9 protein-coding genes are annotated in these 9,847 nt (G+C 51.0%); 7 read left to right on the top strand and 2 right to left on the bottom strand.

The window, feature by feature from the left end:
• Positions 1 to 77 precede the first annotated feature (77 nt).
• The 7 genes from MJ643_RS29675 (at position 78) to MJ643_RS29645 (ending at position 6,170) form a co-directional block, all read left to right on the top strand.
• Positions 78 to 764: a hypothetical protein gene (locus tag MJ643_RS29675; RefSeq protein WP_144241801.1), complete on the top strand. Its 687-nt coding sequence runs from the start codon at positions 78 to 80 to the stop codon at positions 762 to 764.
• Positions 764 to 1,771: a hypothetical protein gene (locus MJ643_RS29670; protein WP_247727224.1), complete on the top strand. Its 1,008-nt coding sequence runs from the start codon at positions 764 to 766 to the stop codon at positions 1,769 to 1,771. The genes MJ643_RS29675 and MJ643_RS29670 overlap by 1 nt, the downstream gene beginning before the upstream one ends.
• 643 nt (positions 1,772 to 2,414) lie before the next feature.
• The gene (locus MJ643_RS29665; RefSeq protein ID WP_038410513.1) at positions 2,415 to 2,735 is read left to right on the top strand and encodes a transposase; all 321 of its coding nucleotides are present in this window, start codon (positions 2,415 to 2,417) and stop codon (positions 2,733 to 2,735) included.
• Positions 2,732 to 3,658, top strand: a complete 927-nt coding sequence (locus MJ643_RS29660; RefSeq protein ID WP_038410306.1) for an IS66 family insertion sequence element accessory protein TnpB — start codon at positions 2,732 to 2,734, stop codon at positions 3,656 to 3,658. Before MJ643_RS29665 ends, MJ643_RS29660 begins: the two co-directional genes overlap by 4 nt.
• Before the next feature lie 172 nt (positions 3,659 to 3,830).
• The gene (locus MJ643_RS29655; RefSeq protein WP_144241799.1) at positions 3,831 to 4,106 is read left to right on the top strand and encodes a hypothetical protein; all 276 of its coding nucleotides are present in this window, start codon (positions 3,831 to 3,833) and stop codon (positions 4,104 to 4,106) included.
• Between the two features lie 180 nt (positions 4,107 to 4,286).
• Positions 4,287 to 5,546, top strand: coding sequence for a hypothetical protein (locus tag MJ643_RS29650; protein WP_144241798.1), 1,260 nt, complete (start codon positions 4,287 to 4,289; stop codon positions 5,544 to 5,546).
• Between the two features lie 108 nt (positions 5,547 to 5,654).
• Entirely contained in the window at positions 5,655 to 6,170 is a 516-nt protein-coding gene (locus MJ643_RS29645) for a hypothetical protein (RefSeq protein WP_038410304.1), read from the top strand.
• A gap of 920 nt (positions 6,171 to 7,090) precedes the next feature.
• Here the strand turns inward: MJ643_RS29645 and MJ643_RS29640 are convergent.
• Both MJ643_RS29640 and MJ643_RS29635 read right to left on the bottom strand, forming a co-directional pair.
• Positions 7,091 to 7,720 carry a hypothetical protein gene (locus MJ643_RS29640; RefSeq protein ID WP_038410302.1) on the bottom strand — a complete coding sequence of 210 codons (630 nt, stop codon included), beginning with the start codon at positions 7,718 to 7,720 and terminating at the stop codon, positions 7,091 to 7,093.
• A 143-nt stretch (positions 7,721 to 7,863) separates the two neighbouring features.
• Entirely contained in the window at positions 7,864 to 9,213 is a 1,350-nt protein-coding gene (locus MJ643_RS29635; protein ID WP_080963483.1) for an ImmA/IrrE family metallo-endopeptidase, read from the bottom strand.
• Positions 9,214 to 9,847 lie beyond the last annotated feature (634 nt).

The raw sequence follows: 9,847 nt of genomic DNA, 5'->3' as shown, positions 1-9,847 counted from the left end.
GGTGGAGTCCGGGTATTTTGCCAAAATCAGGAAGTCTTTTTCAGGATTTCCCTAAGGCCAGAAAAAGGAAGTGATTAGTGAAACTCTGGAGCAATCAGCTTGCAGTGTGTGAGCAGGCTTTATCTTGGTTGAATGATAACGTGAATTCACCTGCATTTCTACGGGTAGCCGGAAAACCAGGTGCAGGGCTGTCAACATGTGCTAAGCACATAGCTGAAGCGACAGCTCCAAACTCACTACACATCAAACCAGAATGCCTGGATCCGAGCGCTGGGTTCTTAGACATTCTGCATGCGGCGTTAGGTCTGCCAGTTCGAGGTCGACGCCCTTTGCTACCCAGTCATGCCCTTAATAGATTGATTTCGTTGCGTAAGATTCAAACCATTGTAATTGAGGACGCCCATGAGTTCCTACATGCTCAAGGCTCAAAGAAGGGAGACGTACCCAACGCAGGGCTCTATCTGGAGGCTGTAAATATCATCAGCTTTGAAACTGTTACACGGCGCCAGCCTCTTAGAGAGTTTGATGTCCCACCAGCCTACATTATTCATCTTCGAGGATGCACTGAGCGAGAGGATTACATTGAAATGGCGTTATCGCTTGACTTTGACTACTCAAGGCTGGGTGCAACAGAGCTAGAGTTGTACAGGTTGTTAAATGAACTGTTTGCTTTGACTCATGGAGAAATCGGGATGACAAAAAAGTATCTCTTGGAGGTTTGCTTCGGCCAAGGCAGGCGCAATAATTTCAGCATTGAACGGTGATGGCTATGACTCATTATCCTAAATATTATGATGCTATTTCGCTAGAGTGCTTTTCTAGTTGGGTGCAAAGGGTGACGGTGTTCAACGAAAATCACGCATTGCTAGCATATGATGTGCAAGATATTTTTTCTCTTTGTTGTCGTAATGAATATTTTGATCCTGACTATTCCCATTCTAGCTCATTTTTTGTGGGCTGTATGGAGAAGCTGAACACTTTGGGTACGAAAAACATACCGAATTTTTTACCTGTTTCACGATGGATTGTTCCATATTTCTACCGCCGTGCATTTTGCTATGAATGCCTGTGTGAGCATGTACAGTTATTTCGTTATCCGACGTGCCTGCAAGCGTGGGGCGTTGCATATCATACAGTATGTGAAAAACATGGAATTGCATTCAGCTATGCTCCTGAGTCACGAGTGCCAACCCTGGAAAGAGCGATGGGTATGTTCAGGGCTTATCATGATGGTTCAATCGTCAGGTTATCATCCTGTTATCACGACCAATCGATGGCTGATATCATACCAAGGGCGCTCCACGCGCAACGTTTATTCTTGAGTCTGGAGCGCCAAAAAGATCTTCAAGCTTTTGGTTTTGTGCAATTGCTCATGAGGATTCTTCTGTATCCGAGATTTGGATTGGTTCATCAAAAAATTGCTTCTAGGATGAGTTACCCAAGTGGCCGTAACCTACGCCAATCACTTCATTACGGTGCGTTGGTTGCTAATGTACAGCAGAGGCAGCTTGCATCAGTCATGACGTGCATGGTGCTTGATGCTGAGTCAGGATTATGTGGGCGCGATTGGCTTTCACACATTAATGAACTTTATCCGCATCAAGTGAAAATCGAAGATATTGAACATCTCGGACGGTTGGCTAGTGTCTTCGTAGGTGCGTTGATTCCTGGTTTGTTAAGCCAGTTAGATCGCTATCAACAGAGTATGCACAATGCGGCTGTTGATGCATTCGTAACTGGTTTTAAAATCCGAGCTCATAGGAGCATGTAGACTCATGTCAAGATTTGTCGCTGTTCATGCTATTCAAGTCGATCTGCAGACACAATTTGAGTGCTTCGGTCAGGAAATGCATATGCATCCGACGTGGCTGAGATGCTTGGTTTCGGGGGATGGAATGGTGTTGTGGTATGACTTGATGGCTGGTAACCCAAACAGCAGGCGACTCGTTGGATGCCCTTCAATCGTGAACAGTGGGGCTGGTTGCATTATTGATGGCAAGGGCTGCTCATTTCTTTCGAAGTACTTTATGTTTCTAAGGCGGCAGAATTTTAAGGCTGAGTCCTATAGTCGCACACATTTTTTTATTGATAATTTATTGTATACATTCTATGAATGGCCTGTTGGCATGCATGGGATGAGGGCTGGACTGTTCAAGGGGACTCCGTTGGAGCTATCCCACGCTATTGCGAGGGCAATCCATGTTCTGAATAGTGAGGTTGCAGCCGCATGTAAATCCTGCTGTTAAGGGTGATCGCGTGCGCTTAAAATTCGCGGACAAGCTCCACCTATACGTTGGAGTTCGCCAGGTGGAGGGTAAGCGTCCGGCGAACTCACCTTCCGAACTCAAGCGTTAAGGGCGATGGTGTCCGCGTATTTTTATGCGGACGCGATCACCCTTATCGCTAGTATTTCCATGCGCCAACGAAGCTCTCATCCCAAAGCGTTCAAAGCCCAGGTCGTTCAGGAATATTTGCAACCTGGCGCAACTGTGTCCAGTGTCGCCATCAGCCACGGCATCAATGCCAACGTCATCCGCAAATGGATGCCGCTCTATCGAGAGCAGCCCGCAACAACCTCACTGCCGGCCTTCGTCCCGCTAAATGGCGCACCTCAACGGCAAGCCGATGCCTCAGTGGTCATTGAACTGCCCATCGTCGGGGGACTGATCACGGTGAAATGGCCAGCCTCAAATCCTGAGGGCTGCGCGCAATTTATCAGGGTTTTCACTCAATGACCTGCATCGATGCGATCTGGCTGGCCACCGAACCGCTGGACATGCGCGCCGGTACCGAGACCGCATTAGCCCGGGTGATCGCGGTATTTGGTGCGGCGAAGCTGCACTGCGCTTATCTGTTCGCTAATCGCCGGGATACCGTTTTGAAGTCGGCAGGTCTGGCTGCCGATTCAGCACCTTACGGCACTGTGACCGTCAATGCCGTGTTCATCGCCTGTGCAATCCCATTGTCTATTTTGCTGCCAAGATTGAATACGCGCAGCATTCTGCTGGTGATGTTGGCAACAGGGATCGTGGTTGCTTTTGGTCTTGGGCTGGCCGGGCAGCAATTGGCGCTGAACTACCTGATCATCACATCTTACCCGACGGCACTGTGTGCTACCGCCACGGGCTGGGCGATCGGTGTGGGTCGAGTCGGCGCCATTATTGGGTCTGCGATCGGTGGTGTAGTGCTGGAGAACATCGGGCCTTCAGGTTACTTCGCCAGCCTGCCGTTACCGCTCATCCGCGGCGTAGCAGCTGTGATGATCATTGAGTTTCGCGGGATGATTCACAGTTGTCCAAAGCCTATGTTTCTGCGCATTGAGCGAGACCGCATTGGAGCTGTTTGCGTCCGGCCAACCTGCCTTGCACGACTAAGCCGGATGGCGCCTGTGCGGCAGCCAATTGCAATCTCACTGGCCCACAGGGTCGGCGGGCGTATCTACTCATCTTTGAGAGAGGCACGAGGGATATGTCCGTCTACACGCCGATGGATCTATTTCATGGTCGCAGTCGCGCTCTTGCTTCTGCAACCCGATCCTGCGACGAGACCGTTCTTGCGTCCGAGCGCCTGCAGAGCGCTAGTCGGTTCTGACGCTATCAGTGCGTCCCAGTCATCGAGACAGCGCGACAGCGCCGACGCCCTTATGGGTGGGTTTTGACTTGCGCTCACCTGCCTTAGCGCCGGCGACATTGGAAGAGGAGGCACCACGCCCATGCTTTTGCCAAGGCGAAACGGGTTTCGGCGGTTTAGTGGATCTTCCAGTAGGTATGCTGGACTTGAAATGGGAAGTCTTTATCATGGGCTGTCACACTAAGCCTGCAAGGAAGAAAATGATCATCAACAAGGCATTTCGGCTTGCTGTCTCACTGCCGATTTATGCAGCATCCGCCCTTATGTGGATCCCCATAGCGATCACGACCATAAAATCCGGGGCAATGGCGTTTAAAGGCTATTTAACCCCCTATCAGGTGGGTGAGGTTCTGGGAAATTTGCTCATTTGTCTCGTCGTAGCAGCGTTATCTGTAGGGCTGTGGCTGCTAGGAAGATATGTGCGTACCTCCACCTTCAAAAGGGCGCGCAAGCAGGCAGCTGTGAATCAGCTCTAATGTTGCTCACCTGGTTCGCCGTAGGCCGAGGCACTGATAGTCGCCTTATGGGATGTTTGCAACAACCTCATTGCATGCACTTAAGCTCTGCTCTAGAAAGCAATGAGCCACCATTGCGAATTGCTCTTGAGGTGCTTGAAATAGATATCCAGCATAGGGCGTCATCAAAGGAATACAAACTTGAATCATTCTCTGTCTGGGTTGCCTGATAGTCCAGTGTCGCCGTCTGAAATTGCTAAATTGTTTAGTGAAATGCTTGGCAAGGTGCCGAAATACTGGAAAAGTGTAGCGGCTGTTATTTCGCTATACGCATCTGGGTCTGCTATATTTGGTTTGTATGTCTACCTCTCAGTGATTGGGCGCGTGGATCTATTTATGCCATCTATTTCTATAAGTCCGGCTTTATTCGCCTGGCTGTTCTGCGCTACCTTGATTCTCCTAGGGGTTTTGCTTTGCATCATTACACCTGCAATTTTCTTTGCCAGCTTCGTTTCACTGTTTAATCTTCCGACAAAGGACGCGGCGAGACTAGGATCAAAATTCGCACTACTGACCGCGTGCGGCTTTGCAATACTTTCAGTTTGGGTGTTTTACCTAAACAAAGAACAGTTTGCATGGTCGGTCTTGGTTGTGTGGGCGCTAGGATTAGTCGGGGTTTACAGCATTGTGGCGCTAACAGAAAGGCAGCGAAATAAGTATCTAAGAGGATTTGGGCCTGAACGCTGGCATCAAGGGAAAGTGTATCGCCGTGTTTTCTTGGCGTCATTCATTTATGTGATTGGTGTATTTGCAGGAATCTATCCAGCCATAATTATATCCCTGGCTCATCCGGGAAGTGCGACAAGCTATGGCGCCTTACTGACTAGTGCACTCTGTGTATTTTGGATGCTTATCCTGTTTGTGCCAATCATTACTTATTATCGAACAAGCGGAGTGCTTGCGCGAAAACTCTCGAATACGCTGCTGGCGGCATTTTTTTCAGTTATAAGCTTTTTTCTAGTATCGCCATCTTTATTCGGTTTGGTCGCCTATTCCGCTGCTTCAGCAGTAAAGCTTCGAGATTCGCAGGTTTCAGAATACATCGTTAGCAAGAAATACCCAAAGGCTACGCTTGATCCGACTCTTTGGTTGGTGCGAGAGTTAGACGACAGCGAAAAAACCATCACGATTCGGGCATTTCCGCTATTCAAATTTGGTAATACTCTTTTGCTGTGTCCCGCCAAATATGCTGGTTATAGTCGTGATGACATGCTGTCAATTACAAAATATTGCTTTGCAACCTATAATTCCGAAGTTACACAGGCTGCGCCTACATCACTGCCGCCTATTTATCTTAGGGAGACGTACTGCGGCAGGGAATACACACGTATCCCGCTTATTTTGAGTCAAAGGCAGAGGTGCGTTTTCGCGCCGTCTAAGATTAATCCAAAAACAACCTAAATATTTTGCTACTTCGCGATTGGTACGGTATGCGGTGGTGGCATGAAAAAACCTAATTCCAACGATTGAGTTTGTATCAGCGCCCTGGGCGCTAAAGGCAAATGAATTATGACTGATAGTAAAAAAAGTGCAAGTGAGGAGTGGCTGTATGCCAATGCCCCTGGGTTCAGTAAATTGCCTGACCAAGATCGCAGGGCCATTTTTGACTTCTCCTTTCTTTGGAGCCTTTTCGAAGCGCAGGTCATGGATAACTTTGCTCAGGCAAGAACCATTTCAGATTGTGTACATGGCTGGGGGTCTGAAAACAGAATTTATCCTGACGTGTATGGTGAAGCACTAGCTTACTTCAGAAGCCGTTACTCCTTGAGCGGTGAAACGACTCATCATTTTGATCATCTCAACCTCCGCGGATCAGATCACCCTGAGCTGATCCGCCGCGTGATCATAGGCCAAAGTGACGACCCCCTCGATAGCATGTTATGCACCCTGATAATCGTCTGGCGGCTCAGAAACAATCTTTTTCACGGCACTAAATGGTCGTACCAGATTCGTGGGCAGTTAGACAATTTTACCCACGCCAACCTTGTGCTGATGAAAGTCTTGGAGCGGTACGGACGGCTCTAAAACAACCTGCACAGCGGCTAAATCGTCGCATTGTCATAGCTAATTAGCTGAGAGCGCTCAATGAGTGGGCACTCTAAGGGCAGCTAAGTGGCGTCAGCGGTGGGGCGCCGACGTATGCTTTGTTCCCCTTAAGCGAATGTTAAATCGACCACGATGCAACTCGCAGAGCGATACTTAGCAGTCATTCCAACGAACCGCTACCGAGCACCACCAGCCATGGATGTAACTTCAGAAACATCAGCGCAACCAATGCCGTCAGCGCCAAGCCGACGTCCTGTGGGCCTGAATTGCACTCGTCCAAGCGAAGTTCACCTGAGGCGGTGTGGGTTCTCGGTGGAAGCGCCATGCCCGCAGTCATGGCTCGAGCATCTACTGACGACCTGAACTGTTGCCCCGATGCCACGGTCATCCACTACCTGTTCGAAGCCCGAAAGACGGGTGGTAAGCCCCGCCCACGCAATGAGATAGATGCCTGCCGCTGGATTAAGGCCAGAGACGTCTGGAAACGGCGGGTACGGCGCCCCATCAAGACGATGCTGAAACGCTGCGCTTGATGAAGGTCAGCTAGCCGTTAGTTTCGATCCCTTTTCTATCGCTGCCAGCGCATCAGGTGCAGAAAGCGCATGGCGTGCTTCCTTTGAGAGGGGAGGTAGCAATTTTTGCAGCTTCTTGAGCTCAACCTCCGCTTGAGCCAGTTCTTCTTCCGACGACTCAGCCCAGAGCTGGCTCAACGGCTGAAGATCTGGCTCCTCGAAAACACGCGACCACCATTGATGATGATCATGCCAAGATTCAGTAATTACCGAACGCTTACGGTGGACGCGCCTCACGCTTACGCGTTTTTGAAAGGCTGGCACGGGGCAAATGCGTTCAGGGATTCGGGGCAGACCCCACCGTTGAGGTGAGGCCTGTTCAGCGGCTTAACGAGACTTCGGATACCAGTCGGTTTTACCTGGGCTGATCTCGCCCGGACGGTGCCCATACCTGTCCTTCAACACCGGCTTGAGCTCATCATACAGAGGGCTCAGCGTGTCCAGGATCATGGGCACATACAGTTCAAACGGTGGGTGCTTGCGCCAGTACTCGCCATAGATCGCGTTCGAAAGGGAGCGATCAAACCATCCGCGCAGCACCATCAGGACGCCTTCGATGCGAGTTTCCAGACTATCGTCAGAGAGCGCCTGCTTACTACCCTCAGATTTCATCTTTTCACGTTGCAGAAAGCTACCCGGGAGGAAGCCCAGCGCTTCGCCTGCCTCATGCAGCTTCTCATGTACTTCACGATGAGCATCGCGATCTTCTTTGAGATCAGCTGCAAAAGTGAAATCACAGACCGTGCACCTGCTCGCACCGTAGGGATCAGGTGAGACGTGCACATGAAGCATGACCCAGTGGTCATACCGGCGAACTGCTTCGTGGTAATTTCTGAGGCCCAATACCTGGACTGCTGCGATGTCTTGGCGCTGACCTAGCTTAAGCGTGGGGTAAGCTTGCTTAAGCTCTTTGGCGAGGCGTTTGACTTGCTTGATGTGGCTGTAGGTAATCTGCATTTTTCAGCTCTGCAAAGGGCTGGCCTAGCGTCCACTACGAGGCAACCTGATTAGGGTCAGGTTGGGTATTTCAACTGTCACGATAGTGCTAAAGCTTCGCCTGTGTGGACTGCAGGTACCTACCGAGTACCGTGGCGCGAAGACTACCACTCCTGTCTTTGGCTCGCAATTTGCGGCAGGCCGGGAGGTGGTCTGTTTGATGTTCTAGCGTCGACCAATAGCCCAAGACGGCTCAAGCGAAGACGAATGGCTGTTTTTGAAACGTGGAAGTGATGACTGAGATTGTCTGAGACCAGTCGGAAGCTGCGGTAATTCACAGGCTGATGGTCGAGGTAGAGGAGGCCATGACCACGGTTGCGGATGTTGTAGATTACTGTCAGTAACGCGATCCGTTCGAGTAGACGCATGGTTGGCATCAGCAGGAACGAAGCAAAGGCATTGGCCTGCCACTCCAGTCGCTCGACGTCGGTTCTAGGTATCCTGACGCTATCATGCTGTTCCATATCGCTTGCATGCAACCGCTCCCGTTTCAGATAGGTACCGTGACCGAGATAGAAATGGCCTAACTCGTGCGCCAAGGTGAACCGGGCGAGGGGAGCATCCCTGTCGTCCGTGAAGATCTGGATCTCCGGAGGCGTGAATGAAATGCCGCCTAGTGCAGATCTCGATGGCTCGCTGAAAATCACCACCAGCCCACTGCTCGTGCGCTCATGGTCAATTATTCTTTCCAGATCGACGCGACCACTGGTGTAACCAACGCGCTGGAGCACCTCTGTTGCCTTTTCCTCGATTTGCTGCAAGGAGAGGAAGGTGACCCTTTGCCTAGTTGCAGGTTTACGCTGGATTAGCTGCTGATAGCCCGCGGTGTCTTTGCCAAGGTCAGAAAACAGGCTTCGGAAAACACCTGCCAATGTATTCGTATATCCCTGAGGCGTGGAAGCATAGGTGGTGTACATTGCAGGCTGGAACGAGGGGTCGATGAGCGCGTTAAGGATCTCTGTGCTCCTGCGCTCAGATGCGCTTACAGCACCCATGAGCAGGGAGCGCGAGAGTTCCCAGGTGAAATTCCCCTCGTCGAGGTATCGAATCACCGCCATGCCTTTGTTCCTGGCGAAATTCAGGGCGCTAGCCTGGAATGCGCTCGCGGTGACAAACATACCTTTAGCGTTATGTCCGGTTACCTGTCCAATCTTGGAGCTGAACTCCTCGACGTCATTGATCGGTATGGTGCTGCTGTAGTTCTTGCACTCGACCAGCATGATCATAGATGGGGTATCAAACCCTGGTAGTCTCACCTCGATGGAGATATCAAACACGATGTAGTCCTCTCGCTCGCGAGAGAAGTATTTCGGTTTGCGTTGGATGGTGGTGAACTGAGGAGCGAAGTAGAGGTTACCGGCCTCAAGCTCACTGCTCAGGTAGTCGAACACCTTCTGCTCGAATAGATCACCTTTAAGGTACGTGCTGAGTTTCGGGGTTTCTAGGGACGTCATTTCGCTCTGCAGTCCTACTCCAGCGCATTAGCTCGGGAACAATAGCGAAAAGCCATGACTCATCCAAGCGCTGGTTGGAGAAGGATAGGGATGTAGCGGGCGACGCTCTGGCTAATGTGCAGATTTGTGGGCGAGGTAATTTGGCCATCACATCAGTAGCTTACCTAGAGCCTTCGCCCTACCTCGCACGCACCGTACGAGCGAGAAAAGGTATTTTCAGCCGCACATTGGCCCCGCCTAGGATTTTCGCGAGCGCTGGACATTGCACATGCAGCATGTCGAGCCCTGGCAATTCGACGCGTGAGGAGATAAATACAAGACGAGCACGGCCTGTTCGATCCCGCACACACTCGAACATGCCCCCTGTCCAGCTATCAAGCTTACTTTGACCTAAGCGTCCTGGATGTCGTCGAGCGTCACATCCCCAGCGACTCTGGTACGGAGGCATGCGAGCCAACTCCCCAGGATCGCCGATTATGCTTATTCTTCGACCGGATCATCCACGCACACCAAGGGCTTAAGGCAGTTGGCTGTGTAGCCAGCTTCTTGGCGTCCGCTGTCACGGGGCAGGCCCAAACCTAAGGATGGTCTGAAGTAGCCCCTGTTTTCCGGCTACTTCGCCATCGACACTTTC

The sequence above is a fragment of the Pseudomonas sp. PNPG3 genome (assembly GCF_023093815.1).
GTDB classification, from domain to species: Bacteria; Pseudomonadota; Gammaproteobacteria; order Pseudomonadales; family Pseudomonadaceae; genus Aquipseudomonas; species Aquipseudomonas asiatica.
The sequence above is the reverse complement of the archived record's forward strand: the minus strand, read 5'-3'. Positions and strand labels throughout refer to the sequence as shown.

Excerpts from the sequence above, each read along its gene's own strand:
- MJ643_RS29665 (WP_038410513.1), top strand. The coding sequence starts at position 2,415 with ATGCGCCAACGAAGCTCTCATCCCAAAGCGTTCAAAGCCCAGGTCGTT.
- MJ643_RS29645 (WP_038410304.1), top strand. The coding sequence starts at position 5,655 with ATGACTGATAGTAAAAAAAGTGCAAGTGAGGAGTGGCTGTATGCCAAT.
- MJ643_RS29660 (WP_038410306.1), top strand. The coding sequence starts at position 2,732 with ATGACCTGCATCGATGCGATCTGGCTGGCCACCGAACCGCTGGACATG.
- MJ643_RS29670 (WP_247727224.1), top strand. The coding sequence starts at position 764 with ATGGCTATGACTCATTATCCTAAATATTATGATGCTATTTCGCTAGAG.
- MJ643_RS29640 (WP_038410302.1), bottom strand. The coding sequence starts at position 7,720 with ATGCAGATTACCTACAGCCACATCAAGCAAGTCAAACGCCTCGCCAAA.
- MJ643_RS29635 (WP_080963483.1), bottom strand. The coding sequence starts at position 9,213 with ATGACGTCCCTAGAAACCCCGAAACTCAGCACGTACCTTAAAGGTGAT.
- MJ643_RS29655 (WP_144241799.1), top strand. The coding sequence starts at position 3,831 with ATGATCATCAACAAGGCATTTCGGCTTGCTGTCTCACTGCCGATTTAT.